General features: G+C 64.8%; 6 protein-coding genes. All 6 read left to right on the plus strand.

The genetic code is table 11. The features are described 5' to 3' along the window. Positions 1–42 precede the first annotated feature (42 nt). The 6 genes from ETAA1_RS18055 to drmB all read left to right on the plus strand — a co-directional run bounded on the left by ETAA1_RS18055 (position 43) and on the right by drmB (position 15641). On the plus strand, positions 43–2067 hold the full coding sequence (locus ETAA1_RS18055; protein ID WP_145240864.1) for an ATP-binding protein: 2025 nt from the start codon (positions 43–45) through the stop codon (positions 2065–2067). Beyond that, complete coding sequence (drmD, locus tag ETAA1_RS18060) at positions 2064–5249, plus strand: DISARM system SNF2-like helicase DrmD (protein ID WP_238389248.1); 3186 nt, start codon at positions 2064–2066, stop codon at positions 5247–5249. Before ETAA1_RS18055 ends, drmD begins: the two co-directional genes overlap by 4 nt. Before the next feature lie 134 nt (positions 5250–5383). Further along, positions 5384–6109: a hypothetical protein gene (locus ETAA1_RS18065; RefSeq protein ID WP_145240866.1), complete on the plus strand. Its 726-nt coding sequence runs from the start codon at positions 5384–5386 to the stop codon at positions 6107–6109. A gap of 6 nt (positions 6110–6115) precedes the next feature. Next, complete coding sequence (locus ETAA1_RS18070) at positions 6116–10162, plus strand: Eco57I restriction-modification methylase domain-containing protein (RefSeq protein WP_145240868.1); 4047 nt, start codon at positions 6116–6118, stop codon at positions 10160–10162. After that, entirely contained in the window at positions 10159–13764 is a 3606-nt protein-coding gene (drmA, locus tag ETAA1_RS18075; RefSeq protein ID WP_145240870.1) for a DISARM system helicase DrmA, read from the plus strand. Before ETAA1_RS18070 ends, drmA begins: the two co-directional genes overlap by 4 nt. Continuing rightward, on the plus strand, positions 13761–15641 hold the full coding sequence (drmB, locus tag ETAA1_RS18080) for a DUF1998 domain-containing protein (RefSeq protein ID WP_145240872.1): 1881 nt from the start codon (positions 13761–13763) through the stop codon (positions 15639–15641). Before drmA ends, drmB begins: the two co-directional genes overlap by 4 nt. Positions 15642–15644: the final 3 nt, after the last annotated feature.

A 15644-nucleotide genomic window follows, 5' to 3' on the forward strand; every position in this document is an offset into this window, starting at 1 on the left:
GCATCGTCAACCGCCTTCGGTGGCGGAGTCGAGGATGGCAAGATGGCGAATCCACCACCAGCACAATCCGGCCTGTTCGCCGATGCCCCGTTTGCGTTCGCCGACCGCTTCTTGCAGGACCACGCCGGGCAGATCATTAGCGAACCCCGCACGGCGATCCTCGAACTGATAGCCAACTCCTACGACGCCGGGGCAACGAAAATCGACCTCGTATGGCCGAACGAGAAGGGCCAGAAGTTCTCGGTCACGGACGACGGCATCGGGATGACCAAGGCCGAGTTCGAGAGACGGTGGCGCACCCTCTGCTACGATCGGGAGGCCGAGCAGGGGAACGCAGTCGTCTTCCCGAAAGGCGTCAGGGGGATCAAACGGACGGCGTTCGGGCGCAGTGGCAAGGGCCGTCACGCCCCGTTCTGCTTTGCCGACTCGTATGAAATCGCCACCATGAAGGACGGCGATCTGATCCAGGTTCGAGTCGGTCTGGCGAGTTCCGGGACGACGCCGTTCGAGATCACACTGCTCGCAGAGTCGAAGAAGCGGGGACACGGCACGGAAATCTCCGCCGTCCTCGAAAAACACCTGCTCGGCGTCGATGAACTGAAGCAGTTGATCGGCTCGAAGTTCATCGTGGACCCGTCGCTCTGCATCCGGGTGAACCAGCAGTCGGTCGAACTGATGTCCCTCGAAGGACTGAAGACGACCGAGATCATTGTCGAGGGCCACGGTGCGGTCACGATCCACTTCATTGATTCCATCGAGCATTACCGGAGCGCCAGGCTCCGTGGGATCTCTTGGTGGGTCAACCAGCGGCGGGTCGGCGAACCAAACTGGGACCGGCTTGACGACGAGGGCGCTTACCTCGACGGGCGGACGGAACATGCAAAAAAGTTCAGCTTCATCGTGATGGCCGACTTCCTGACCCCCGGGCAGGATGTGAAGGCAGACTGGTCCGACTTCCACGCCAACCAGCGGACGAACGCCGTCCGTGACGCCGTGCATCGGTACGTCATCAAGGAGATTCAGGCGCAGTTGGCGACGACCCGAAAGGAGCGGAAGAAGTCGGCCATCGAGAACAGCCGGGAGTTGATGGGGGAACTCCCCACGATCTCGAAGAACACCATCGGCCAGTTCATTGACGAAGTTCAAGAGAAGTGTCCTACCATGTCCGACCGTGACCTGTCACGCACCGTGCAGGTCTTGGCGAAGCTGGAGCAAAGCCGTTCCGGTTACGACCTGTTGACGCAGTTGGCCGCCTGCTCGCCGGACGACCTCGACACCTGGAACTCGTTGATGCAGCGGTGGACGGCCAGTAACGCCGAGATCGTGCTGGACGAGCTTGATCGTCGGTTGAAGCTGATTGGCCGCATGGAGAAGTTGGTCGAGAACCCGCTGGCGGACGAACTCCACGACCTCCAGCCGCTTTTCGAGCGGGGGCTGTGGATATTCGGCCCGGAGTTCGAGTCGGTCGATTTTCGCTCGAACCGAGGGTTGGCGGAAGTCATCGGCAGGTTTCTCGGCGGGGCGGACTACAAGCCGCCGAAGCGCAGGCCAGATTTCGTGGCCCTGCCGGAAAGCACCATCGGGGCTTACTGCGCCGACGCCTACGACACGGGGGGCGAAATTTGCGGCATCCGAAAGGTCGCCATTCTGGAACTCAAGAAGGGCGGCTACTGCGTCACGCAGAAGGAAGCGGACCAAGCCCGTGACTACGCCAAGGAGATTCGCAAGGCCGGTCGTGTCCAGGCGGCGACAGAGATTGTGGCCTACGTCCTCGGCGCTACGCTGGAGGACGGCCTCGAATCGGCGGACTACGGCGACACCACCCACATCATCCCGATGATCTACCAGACCGTCCTCCGCAAAGCGCACCAGCGGACGTTCAACCTCCAGAAGCGACTGCTGGAAGCCCTGCCATCATTGGCGTCGGACCCGGAAGTGGATGAAGTGCTGCGGGTCGATGCACAACAGAAGTTATTCGATGGCTCGGTGCCGAAGCATCACATGCCGACGCCGAACGGAGTTGACCGGCCCGCTCCGGCAACCGTTGAGCCAGGGGGCGGCGCATGACGACGGCAACCTCCCCGCACCCCGAACTGGGGCAGATGGTCAGCGTCCGGTCCCGCAACTGGATGGTCACGGACGTTTCTGCCAGCACGCTGCCACCCGAACGCCTTCAAGCCGGCCTGGAGTCGCCCCAGCATCTCCTCACGCTCTCGTCGGTCGAGGACGACGGCTTGGGCGAAGAACTCAACGTCATTTGGGAGCTTGAGCCGGGGGCCAGGGTCATCGAGAAGGTGGCCCTGCCCGACCCCACCGGGTTCGACGCGCCCGACCGCCTCGACGCCTTCCTCGATGCCGTCCGCTGGGGCGCGTCCTCGTCGGCGGACGTGCGGACGATCCAAGCCCCGTTCCGCTCCGGCATCGACATTGAGGACTACCAACTCGACCCGGTGGTGCGGGCCATCCAGATGCCACGGGTCAACCTCCTGGTCGCCGACGACGTGGGCCTCGGCAAGACCATCGAGGCGGGCATGGTGGCGCTCGAACTCATCATCCGCCACCGCACCCGGAAAATCCTCATCGTCTGCCCGGCCCCGCTCCAGGTGCAGTGGCAGGAGCAGATGCGGGACAAGTTCGGCCTCGACTTCCGCATCGTGAACTCGGCCCTGATGGGCGTGCTGCGCCGCAGCCGGGGCATCCACGTGAACCCGTGGAATCACTTCCCCCGGCTCATCACCAGCATCGATTTCCTCAAGCGGGAGCGCCCGCTGCGGCGGTTCCGGGAACTGTTGCCGGGGCCGGACGAGCCGGCCTTCCCTCGTAAGTTCGACCTGATGATTCTTGACGAGGCGCACAACTGTGCCCCGTCCGGCGTGGGCCGGTACGCCACGGACTCGCAGCGGACCCAGGCGCTCCGGCTGCTCGTCCCGCACTTTGAACACAAGCTGTTCCTTACGGCCACCCCCCACAACGGCTACCCAGAGAGCTTTTCGGCCCTGCTCGAACTGCTCGACAACCAGCGGTTCGCCCGCAGCACGCCGCCCGACCGCAAGCAACTCAATGCGGTGATGGTCCGCCGCATGAAGTCGGAGTTGCCGCCGAAGTGGGACGGCTCGCCCCGGTTCCCGAAGCGGGTGCTGGACCCCATCGAAGTCCCCTACACCGACGAGGAGCGGGCCGTTCACGCTGCGTTGCGTCAGTACGCCGACCTCCGGGTGGAGCGGTCCCAGGACAACGCCGAGAAGCTGGCGACCGAGTTCGTCCTGAAGACCCTCAAGAAGCGCCTCTTCTCCAGCCCGGCGGCGTTCCTGACGACCCTCGACCAGCACGAGAAGTCGCTGCGGATGGCGAAGCGGGGCAAGGCCGTCCGCAAGCCGTCCGTCGGCATCTTGAAGCAGGAACTCGACCGGGTGGACGAGGACTACGCCGACGACGGCGAGTACGACGAGGCGATGACCGACGCCGTGGACGCCGCCTCGCTGCTGTTCACCGAGCCGTCCCCGGACGAACTGGCCCTCCTCCGGCAGATGCGAACCTGGGCGGAAAAGGCGAGCGGGCAACTCGACTCGAAGGTGAACTGCCTGATCGACTGGCTGAACGCCCACCTGCGCCCCGGCAAGAAGTGGGGCCACGAGCGGGTCATCATCTTCACCGAGTACCGGGCCACGCAGAACTGGCTGCTGGAAATCCTCGCCCAGCGGGGGTTCACGGGCGGCGAGCGGCTGCTGACCATGTACGGCGGCATGGACTCCGAGGAGCGGGAGGAGGTCAAAGCCGCCTTCCAGTCGGCCCCGGACATCAGCCCGGTGCGCATCCTGCTCGCCACCGACGCCGCCGCCGAGGGGCTGAACCTCCAGAACCACTGCTGTCGGCTGATCCACTACGAAATCCCGTGGAACCCGAACCGGCTGGAGCAGCGGAACGGGCGGATCGACCGGCACGGGCAGAAGGGCTTCCTCGCCGACACCGGCGAGCGGCAGGTGTTCGTATACCACTTCGTCGGCCAGGGCTACAAGCAGCGGCAGCACTCGGCCTTCTCGGCGAAGGCGGCGGACCTGGACGCCGACCTGGAGTTCCTGATGCGGGTGGCGAAGAAGGTCGAGACGATTCGGGAAGACCTGGGCAGCTACGGCACGGTGCTGGCCGATGACGTCGAGCAGGCGATGCTCGGCCGGGGGTACTCGATGCCGGGCGTGGGCCGGGCCGACGCCAAGGTCGAACCCGTGCGGAAGATGCTGAAGTTCGAGCGGGATTTGGCGAAGCAGATCGGCGACCTGCTGGAGCAGTACCGGGAGACGCAGCGGGAGCTTCGGTTGTCCCCGGAGAACGTCCGCAAGGTGGTCGAGGTCGGGCTGGCCCTCGCCGAGCAACCCGCCTTGATCCCGCTGACCCACCCGTCCGGCAAGCCGGTCTTCACCCTCCCCGACCTGAAGCACAGTTGGGCGGCGTGCGCCGAGGGGCTGGAGCATCCGCACACGAAGGCCGTCCGCCCGATCACGTTCGACCACGCCGCCGCCGACGGGCGCGACGACCTCGTGTTGGTCCACCTGAACCACCGGCTCGTGCAGATGAGCCTGCGGCTGCTGCGGGCGGAAGTCTGGTCGTTGAAGGGTCGGAAGCGGCTGCACCGGATCACCGCCCGCACCGTGCCGGACCACGCCCTCAACGTGCCTGCGGTGGTGGCCCACGCCCGGCTGGTCGTGATCGGCGGCGACAGCCACCGGCTGCACGAGGAGATCATCACGGCGGGCGGGCTGCTCAAGGAGGGCCGCTTCTCCCGCATGAACCTCAGCGAGTTGGACAACGTGCTGGCGGCGGCCACGGGCGACGAACCCGCCGAGCCGATGCGGACCCACCTGCTCGACCTGTGGGACAAGTTCGCCCCGCCGCTGGCGACCGCCCTCGAAGCACGAATGAGGGACCGGACCACCGGCCTCCAGAAAAAGCTCGGCGAGCGGGCCGACAAGGAGGCCGACGACATCCGGGCGATCCTGCTCGAACTGAAGAAGGCCATCGACGCCGAACTCGCAGAGCAGGCGAGCCACCAGCCCACCCTGTTCGATGACTTGGAAACCGACCAATTCGAGCGGAACAGGGACTTCCTGCGGGCGAGGTCGAAGACGATCCCCGCCGAGATCGAGCGGGAGACGGCGGCGGTCAAGTCCCGCTTCGCCGACCCGCAGCCCCGGATGTTCCCCGTGGCAGTAACGTTCCTCGTGCCGGAACGGTTAGCGAGGGCAGACCGATGAGAAGACTTTGGCTCGTCGGGGAATCGCTGCCCCTGAAGGAAGACGGAACACAGCGCAAGGCCCGTGAAGCCGCTGGGCTACCGCCGACCTTAGTGCCCCTCGACCCCCGTCACGGCGTCTTCCCGAATCTCGTGATGAAGCCGTTGTTCGCCGCCGGGTACGCCCTGTCCCAGAGCCACGCCGACCAACTGCTGAACTTCTTTCAGGAGATGAAGGAGGTCGTGTCCGACCATTCAGGAAGACGGTTCAACTTCTTTGACAACCGCCCGACCCGGCCCAAGGGGCGGGGAAAAGAGGCTGCACCCGAAAACCTCGGGACGGATCAATTCGCCGTCCCCGACGAGGACATGACGGTACGGATCAAGTCGTTCGACACCCTCAACACGCTCTGGCTGGTCTTTGGTCACCAGACGAACTTCGGCCTGCTCTGGTGGCTCGTGGACAAGGCGGCGGCCGATAAGCCGACCAAGGTCCAGATCAAGAAGTTCTCCGAGCAGTTCGTAAATGCCGTCTGCGATTGCTCGCCCGCCCACGCTGGGGGCGGCTACGGACAACTGTCGAGCCGGATCGGGTTGCTCCATCGCCTCTGCACGGGGGCCGACACCCGCTTGACGCTGGAGGCCGCCGTCTCGAAACTCAATCCGGTCGGCCCCTTCTCGTTGACTCGGATCAGCGAGGTAATGCGTGCCACGGTGCCCCTGCTCCACAACGAAGGGTATCAGGACGGGACGAATCCGACAGGGAACGCCCAGGGGCATTTCGTCCGTCTGGCGAAGGGCAAAGTCGATGTAGGAGACCTCTACTGGCAGGTGATGGGTAACGCCATCGCCACTCGGATCATGGACGGCTTCGTGGAGTAATTGCCCTTGTCCGTCACCCGCCACCACAACGACTGGCTACGCCTCGTGCCGAACTCAGGCCCGTTCCTGAGCCTGCCGGTGCTGGCACTGACGTTCCCACAAGGGCTGAACGCCCACGACGCCGAACACGCCCGGCGGCTGCGGCAGGCGTTCGGCGAGTGGGACGATGACCAGTTGGGGCAGCGGCCCGATCCGGTCTTGCACCGGGCGTGGGTCCGGTTCGTGTTGGGGGAGACGCTGGGCTACGACGAACTGCTCGCCGAGGGGCAGGAGATACCGCAATCGCTCCAGAGCGAAGAGGCCCAATACGGCGAGACGCTGCGCCCCGACTGGATCGTCACCGACCCGGCCACGAAGAAGGCCCGGTTGCTCGTGCAGTTCTACCCCCGGACACAGCCGCTCACGAAGCCAGTGGCAACGTCCCGGTGGAAAACTTCGCCCGACACCCGGATGACGCAACTGCTCAACGACACCGGCATCCGCCTCGGCCTCGTCACCAACGGCCACGACTGGATGCTGGTGAACGCTCCGAAGAACGAGACGACCGGGTACGCCAGCTGGCGGGCGGACCTCTGGCTGGAAGAGCCGGTCACGCTCCGGGCCTTCCGCACACTGTTGTCCGCCGACCGCTTCTTCAGCGTGCCGGACGCCGAAACGCTCGACCTCAAGGGCGGGTTGCTCGACCAGAGCCAGAAGGACCAGCAGGAAGTCACCGACCAGCTCGGCTACCAAGTCCGCAAGGCCGTCGAGGTCGTGATCCAGGCGCTCGACAAGGCCGACCAGGACCACGGGCGGGAGCTGCTCGCCGACGTGAACGAAAAGGTGCTTTACGAATCCGCCCTCACCGTCATGATGCGGCTGGTGTTCCTGTTCTGTGCCGAGGAGCGGGAACTGCTGCTGCTGGGCGACGAACTGTACGACAAGAACTACGCCGTCAGCACCCTGCGGGAGCAATTGCGGCTCACGGCGGACGAGTTCGGCGAGGAAATCCTCGGCCTGCGGTACGACGCCTGGACCCGGCTGCTGACCACCTTCCGGGCCGTCTATGCCGGGGCCAAGCACGACCGGCTCAGGCTCCCGGCCTACGGCGGCAGCCTGTTCAACCCCGACCGCTTCCCGTTCCTCGAAGGCCGCAAGGCGGGGACGAGTTGGAGGACCACCCCGGCCACGCCGCTGCCGGTGAGTAACCGGACGGTGCTGCACCTGCTCGAAGCGTTGCAAGTACTGCAAACGAAAGTCGGCAAGACCATCGAAGCCCGATCGCTCAGTTTCCGGTCCCTCGACATCGAGCAGATCGGCCACGTCTACGAAGGGTTGCTCGATCACACCGCCAAGCGTGCCAGCGAGCCGATGCTGGGGCTGGCCGGGACAAGGGACCGGGAACCGGAGATCGCCCTGGCCGACCTGGAGAAGATCGCCGCCAGTGGGGAGAGGGAACTGCTCCGCTTCCTCAAGGACGAGATGGGCCGCTCGGAGCCGGCGCTAAAGAAGGCGCTTGCAGCCGAACTAGGCGACCAACCCGCCAGCCGGTTCCGCACCGCCTGTCAGGACTCGACCTTGTGGAGTCGGGTGAAGCCGTATGCCGGGCTGGTGCGGTTCGATACGGTCGGCTACCCGGTCGTCATTACGACGGGGAGCGTCTTCGTCACGGCGGGGAGCGACCGCCGTAGCACCGGCACGCACTATACGCCGAAGCCGCTGACAGTACCCATCGTGCAGTACACGCTGGAGCCGCTAGTGTTTGTCGGTCCCGCAGAAGGGTTGCCCAAGGAGCAGTGGACACTACGCCCGGCCAAGGAACTGCTCGCTCTGAAAATCTGCGACATGGCCTGCGGTTCCGGGGCGTTCCTCGTGCAAACCTGCCGCTACATGGCCGCTCGGTTGCTCGAAGCCTGGGACGCCGTGCAGCGGGCCAATCCCGGCACGGTACACATCACGCCTGAGGGTGAAGCCTCGAACGGCAAACCCGGCGAGATGTTGATCCCCGACGATCCCGATGAGCGGATGACCTACGCCATGCGGATTGTCGCCCAACGCTGCTTGTACGGCGTGGACAAGAATCCGCTTGCTGTCGAGATGGCGAAGCTGTCGCTCTGGTTGCTCACGCTCGCCAAAGACAAGCCGTTCGAGTTTCTGGATCACAACATCCGGTGCGGCGATTCGCTCGTCGGCCTGAGCAACATCGAGCAACTTCGTTCGTACAGCCTCCAACCCGACGAGCCGAACTCGATCAAGTTTTCCGGCCCGCTTGATGCCGCCGTGGACGAGACGATCAGCCTGCGGCTCAAGCTCGGAGACCTGCCGTCGAACACGGTCGAAGATGTCGAGCGGCAGGAGAAGCTACTTAAGGAAGCCAACGAGAAGATTGCCCGGTTGCGGTGTGCGGCGGACTTGCTCGTGGCCGGGGAGTTCTGGGGCGAGAACTACAAGGACAAGGCCGAACGAGTGGGACACAACGCCGTCCGCTCGGGGCACTACGTCGAAAATGGGCCAATTGAGGAGTTCGAGCAAGTCGCCGCCAAGGAATGCCGTGGACAGTTAATGTTTCATTGGCCGCTAGAATTCCCTGAGGTAATCGTGAAGCGTGGTGGCTTCGATGCGTTCGTGGGCAATCCGCCGTTTTTGGGGGGTTCCAGAATCTCCGGCACGTTTGGGGATCGCTATCTGGCGATACTTCTCTCGCAGTTCGAGAAATCAAACGGAAACGCCGATATTTGTTCATTCTTTCTTCGTCGTGCTGCGAATCTCATTTCAGCTCAAGGATGCTCAGGATTTATTGCAACAAATTCAGTTGCGAAGGGGGAGACAAGAACAAGTGGCCTCCAGTGCCTCCTTGATTCAGGCGGCCAACTCATTCGTGCGACACGCTCACGACCTTGGCCGGGGACGGCCAATGTGTTCATAAGTGAAATCCACTTCTATTTCGGGCCGTGGAAGGGAACGTGCGTCTTGGATGGAAGCGATGTGTCGGGCATTTCTTCTTTCCTTGACGCACATGCAGCGCCTTTTTTGCCGTACCGTCTCGCCCAAAATCATGGGTTAGTATTCCGTGGTCCGACAGTTGGCGGAGAGGGATTTATCTTGACCTCGGAAGAACGTGATCGGATAGTCTCGCTCGATCCGAGATCGAGCGATGTCATTTTTCCGTTCCTGACAGGACAAGATATCAATCAAGACTACCAGCAATCTTCAGATAGATTCGCAATCGATTTTGCCGATCGGGCAGAATCGGAAGCTTCAAAGTACACGGCTTGTTGGAGCCGCCTGTCTGCGACTGTTAGAATACAGCGGCAGGGCAACAAGATACCCCAGCGTGAAAAATACTGGTGGCGATATATCGGTCGCCAGGAGAAGCTGTACGAGGCCATCAAGGGCTTTCCTGTTGCTTTGACCTGCGGTGAAGTCTCAAAGTATTGGAGTGTATCCTGGGTGTCACCACATCAGGTTTTTGCAGGCAAAGTGGTGGTTTTTGCCCTCTGTGGCAATGGCAACTTTGCGGTGCTGAGTTCGTGTTTTCATACTGAGTGGGCCGAGAAGACGGCATCTCGATTGAAAGGTGATCCGGCTTACAGCTTGGCGGACACCTTTGAGACGTTTCCATTCCCGATTTCTCTAAATGGGCTGGAAGCTATCGGCGAGCATTACCACGCCCATCGCAAGCGGATCATGCTCTCCCGGAAAGATGGCCTGACAACGACCTACAATCGCTTCCACAATCCTGAAGAAGCCAGCGACGACATCCAGAATTTCCGAGAGCTGCACGTCGAGATAGATCGAGCGGCAGCCGCCGCCTACGGCTGGGCCGACCTCAACCTCGATCACGCTTTCCATGAGACGAAGCATGGCATCCGTTACACGATTAGCGAAGCAGCCCGGCGAGAAGTTTTGGCCCGGCTACTGTCATTGAATCACGAGCGGTACACCGCTGAAGTGAGGCAAGGTCTGCACGAGGCAAAGGCCAAGCGTCCCGCCACGAACAAGCCAAAAGCGACGACTACCCAGCAAAGTGCCGCAGTCAAGCCGTCCCTCTTCGCCGCTGCGGAGGACGAATGAACCTCACCCTGAAGCCCTCCGTCTCACCGCTGCATCTGCGGGACGAACTGGAAATGATGGTCCTCAAGGAACTGCTCGGCCCCGGTAGCGCCGAGGAGGAGATCATCGAGTCGCCCGGCACTCGCTACTTCGTCGGCGTGCTGGCCCCCCGCAGGCGGGCCACCCCCGCCGCCCCGCCCAAACCTGCCGCCGTCCTGCCCCCGCCCGACGACGATGACGGGGAGACGGACGGGGAAATCCTCGACGGCGACGAACTGGCCTTGGGGGGCAAGGACACGACCCAGGACGGCACGACCGACCAGACGGCCTCCCAGGAACAGGCCAAGGCGCTCATCCCGTCCTCCTTCGGGATGACCTTCTCGGTGAACCCGGAGGCCACGGAGATCGACGTGTCCGCCGCCTGGGGCCAGTACCTCCGGGAGAAGAGCGAATACCTCGTCAGCGAGAAGACCGGCAACCCCCGGCTGGTGTGGCGGCGGTATCCCCGTGGCGGCAAGCACCGGCTGCCCCTCGTCGCAGGCCCGCTCGCCCCGATTGTGGTCGATGCCAACTGCCCGGAGGTCGTCGTCCAGGGACTCGTCCGCAGGCGCACCGACCACTGGTGCGTCACCCTCTTCCTGGTGAACGAGCAGCAGGAGCCGGAGAAACAGAAGGACACCGGCTGGGCGTTCCAGCCGGAACTGATGGCCGAGGGCGTCGGCGGGGCGGCGGTCATCCACAAGCGGCACACCGTCCTGGAACTGACCGGCACGGACCCCGCCGTGAAGGGGGAGAACGACCTGCTGGCGATGATCTACCGGCGGCACGTCGAGTTCGCCGTGGGGCACGGGATCGGCGTCCACGTCGATGGGTCCGCCGACCCGAACCACGCCGTCCGGGTGCGCACCAAGGTCGTGCCGACCTACGAGGTTCCCAAGACGACCCCGCCCCGGCCCGCCGACGCCGAGATCAACCCGGCCTTCGCCAAACTGGAGGGCATGGTCCTTGACATGAAGGCGCTGGCCGAGTCCAACCCGAAGCAGTTCCGCCCGAAACTCAAGCCGCTTGTGGACGCCTATCGGGACTGGATCGAGCGAGAGGAGGGGCGGATCGCCGACCCCGCCGAGGGGCTGGCCCACTTCCAGCACGCCGCCCAGCACACCATCGCCCGCTGCCGCACGACGCTGAAGCGGATCGAGGAGGGGCTGGACCTGCTCGACACGGACGACAAGGCGGCGCAGGCGTTCCAGTTCATGAACCGGGCGATGTGGCTCCAGCGGACGCACTCCCTGTTCGCCGAGCGGGTGCGGCGGGGCGACGAGAAGCCCGATATGGGGGCCATCGACAACCCGGACAACCGCTCCTGGTATCCGTTCCAGCTTGCCTTCGTCCTGCTGAACCTGCCGGGGATCACCAAGTTCGACCACCCCGAACGGAGCGAGTCGCCCGACGCCATCGCCGACCTGCTGTGGTTCCCGACCGGCGGCGGGAAGACTGAAGCGTACTTGGGCCTGACGGCCTACACCCTCGGCCTTCGCCGCCTGCAAGGGGTGATCGAGGGGCGCTCCGGCGAGAACGGCGTCACCGTGCTGATGCGGTACACCCTGCGGCTCCTGACGCTTCAACAGTTCCAGCGGGCGGCGACACTCATCTGCGCCTCCGAGGACATCCGCCGCACGGCCCTGAGCAACGGCGACACCCGCTGGGGGAAGACGCCGTTCCGCATCGGCCTTTGGGTCGGCGGCAGCACGACCCCGAACTGGACCAGCGATGCGGACGAAGCGGTGAAGTCGGCCCACGGCGGCAAGCCGAGGTCGGGGGCGATGGGCGGCGTCGGGTCGCCCCACCAACTGACCAACTGCCCGTGGTGCGGCACGAAGATCGACCCCGGCAAGCACATTAAGGTCGACAAGGAGGTGGGGCGGACGCTCGTCTTCTGCGGGGCCAAGTTTGGCCAGTGCAAGTTCTCGATGAAGGAAGCGCCCGGCGAGGGGCTGCCGGTGATGGTGGTGGACGAGGAGATTTACCGCCGCCTGCCGTCGTTGCTCATCACGACGGTGGACAAGTTCGCCCAGATGCCGTGGAACGGGGCGGTGCAGATGCTGTTCGGGCAGGTGGACGGGTACTGCGAGCGGCACGGGTTCCGGTCGCCGGAGATCGAAGACGCCAACAGCCACAATAAAAAGGGCGACCTTCCAGCGGCGAAGACAATCCCCCAGAACCCGCTGCGCCCGCCCGACCTTATCATCCAGGACGAGTTGCACCTCATCAGCGGGCCTCTCGGCACGTTGGTCGGTCTGTACGAGACGGCCGTCGACCACCTGTGTACCTGGGACGTGAACGGCACGAGGGTGCGGCCCAAGGTCGTGGCCTCGACGGCGACCATTCGGAATGCGAAGGACCAACTCCACGCCCTGTTCCTGCGGCGGCTGGAGACGTTCCCCCCGAACGGTCTCGACATCCGGGACAACTTCTTCTCCCTCCAGCGCCCGTCGAGCGAGACGACGCCGGGTCGGAAGTACATCGGCATCTGTGCCCCCGGTCGGCGGCTCAAGGCGGCACTCATCCGGGTGTACGTCGCCCTCCTATCCGCCGGGCAGGTGTTGTTCGAGAAGTACGGCCTGGACGCCGACCCGTGGATGACGCTGGTGGGCTACTTCAACAGCCTGCGAGAACTCGGCGGCATGAAGCGGCTGGTGGACGACGACGTGCGCACCCGCCTCGGCAAGATGCAGGACCGGGGGCTGGCGAAGCGGAAGTTGTTCACGCCCGACACGGTGAAGGAACTGACCTCCCGCCTGGGTTCGACGGCGATCCCCGAAACGCTCGACCTCCTCGAAGGCCGGTTCGACCCGGCGATCCTGGACGGGATCAAGGATCGGAAGAAGGGCGACGGGTTCGTCCACCGGCCCCTCGACGTGCTGCTCGCCACGAACATGATCTCGGTCGGGGTGGACGTGCCCCGGTTGGGCCTGATGGTGGTGGGTGGCCAGCCGAAGACGACGGCGGAGTACATCCAGGCCAGCAGCCGGGTCGGGCGGAAGTTCCCCGGCCTCGTCTGCACCGTGTTCAATTGGGCGAGGCCACGGGACTTGTCCCACTACGAAACCTTTGAGCACTACCACTCGACCTTTTACAAGCACGTCGAGGCGTTGTCCGTGACGCCGTTCTCGGCGGGGGCGACGGCCCGTGGGCTGGCGGCGCTCCTGGTGGCGATGGTCCGGCAGCCGGGGGCCGCCTTCAACTCGAACGACAAGGCGATGCTGATGGCGACCCAGCGGGGCCACCAGTACGTCACCGCCGCCGTCGAGGCCATCACGAGGCGGGCCGAACTGATCGCCGGGGTGGAAGCCGCCGAGGAGGTCCGGCAGCAACTCAAGCGGAAGATGGACCTGTGGCAGAAGCGGGCGCAGCGGACGGCCCAGGGGAACCAGCTCGGGTACGAGACGAAGAAGGACGGGGTGACGGTCGGGCTGCTCCGCAAGCCGAGCATCGAGTCGTGGGACGAGTTCACCTGCCTGAACTCGCTGCGGGACGTGGAGCCGACGGCGAACCTGATCCTCGACACCTTCGGCATGGACGACGAGGGCGGCGACGAATCCGAGGAAGGAGCCTCCCCGTGACTCCCAAGGACCAAAAACGCTTCAAGGTCGGCGAACTGCGGCCCAGCCAGGCGCTCACCACGTTCGGCGTCGGGGCCATCATCGACCTGCCGAACCTGTCGGTCATGGTGATGGGGCTGAACGACTGGCCGCTCAAGGACACGGTGGAGATCGGGTTGCAGCGACTTCTGGACTCCGTCAGGGACGTGTTGGGGGCGCAGGTGGCGGCGCTGCGGTCGGCCCCGGTCGTGCCGGACACCCGTCAGGTCAACCCGTTCGACCCGTCGGCGCTGGTCGGCATCCCGGTCGCCCCGTTCCCCCGATGGATGGTGTGCCCTTACTGTCGGCGGCTGGCCCCGCTCGGCAGCGGCCTGTTCAAGCTGGAGACGCCGTACCGCACCGACCAGATTCGGTACGTCCACGCCAACTGCACGAAGCCGGGCAAGCCCCCGACCGTGGTCCCCGCCCGGTTCGTCGTGGCGTGCAAGAACGGCCACCTGGACGACTTCCCGTGGCGGGACTTCGCCCACAACGGGCCGACGACCTGCACGGGCGGGATGAAGCTGCTCGAACCCTCGGCCACGGGCGAGGCGGCGAGCATCTTCGTGCAGTGCGAGGGGGCGAACTGCGGAGCGATCCGGCCCATGTCGGACGCCTTCAAGATGGACCTCAAGGCGCTGCCCGTGTGCAAGGCCCGCCGCCCCCACCTGCGGGACCACGACGAGTGCGGGTGCAAGACGCCCCTCGGCCTGGACATGCGCATGGAGCCGATGCTTCAGGGGGCGTCGAACTCGTGGTTCGGCATCACCCTGACGGCCCTGGCGATCCCACAGGCGTCGGGCAAATTGAAGCAGCTCGTAGAGGACCACTGGACCGTTCTAGAGAAGGTCCAGAGCGAGCAGAACATCGAGCTTCTTCAGACGGTGACGACGCAGTTGCGTGACCTGTCGGAATACACCGCCACCGACATCTGGCAGGCGGTCCAGGCCAAGAAGACTGCTCCGCCGGACGAGGGCGGCGACCCGTCCGACCTCAAGACGCCGGAGTGGGAGGTCTTCACCGACCCCGACTCGGCGGAAAAAGGGCGAGACTTCCAGTTGCGGGCGGTCCCGCCGCCGAAGCGGTACGCCAAGTATTTCGAGACGGTCGTCCTCGCCGAGCGGCTGCGGGAAGTGCGGGCGCTGGTCGGCTTCTCCCGGATCGAGTCGCCGTCCGATTACGACAACCCGACGGCGTTCCCGGAGAACCAGCGGGCCAGACTGTCCCGCACGCAGCCGACGTGGGTTCCCGCCTCGGAGATTCGGGGCGAGGGGCTGTTCTTCCACTTCAAGGAAGATCTGATCCAGAAGTGGGTGAAGGAGAACAAGGCACTCGACGGCGTGTTCCTGGAGGCCCACCGGCGGTGGCGGATCGCCCGCAAGTTGGAGCCGCCCGACGAGTTCTACCCCGGCCTACGGTTCGTGCTACTCCACTCGTTCGCCCACGCCCTGATCCGCCAACTGTCGGTCGAGTGCGGGTACACGACGGCCTCGCTCCGGGAGCGGATTTACTCCCGCAACCCCGGCGTGGACGAGCCGGAGATGGCGGGGGTGCTGATCTACACGGCAGCCCCGGACAGCGAAGGGACGCTCGGCGGGCTGGTGTCGCTCGGCAGGCCGGGGACGCTTGAGCGGCATCTGGACCAGGCGCTCGACAACGTGCGGCTGTGCGCCAGCGACCCGCTGTGCGCCGAGCACCACCCGTACCGGGACGGGACGACGCTGCACGCCGCCTCGTGCCACGCCTGCCTGTTCGCCCCGGAAACGTCGTGCGAGCGGGGCAACAAGTACCTCGACCGGGCCGTGCTGGTCCCCACCGTGGAAACCGGCGAGGGGAGCGAGTTGGCGTTCTTCCGGTGAGAG

This window comes from Urbifossiella limnaea, assembly GCF_007747215.1.
Classification (GTDB): domain Bacteria; phylum Planctomycetota; class Planctomycetia; order Gemmatales; family Gemmataceae; genus Urbifossiella; species Urbifossiella limnaea.

Excerpts from the sequence above, each read along its gene's own strand:
- ETAA1_RS18055 (WP_145240864.1), top strand. The coding sequence starts at position 43 with ATGGCGAATCCACCACCAGCACAATCCGGCCTGTTCGCCGATGCCCCG.
- drmD (WP_238389248.1), top strand. The coding sequence starts at position 2,064 with ATGACGACGGCAACCTCCCCGCACCCCGAACTGGGGCAGATGGTCAGC.
- ETAA1_RS18065 (WP_145240866.1), top strand. The coding sequence starts at position 5,384 with ATGAAGCCGTTGTTCGCCGCCGGGTACGCCCTGTCCCAGAGCCACGCC.
- drmA (WP_145240870.1), top strand. The coding sequence starts at position 10,159 with ATGAACCTCACCCTGAAGCCCTCCGTCTCACCGCTGCATCTGCGGGAC.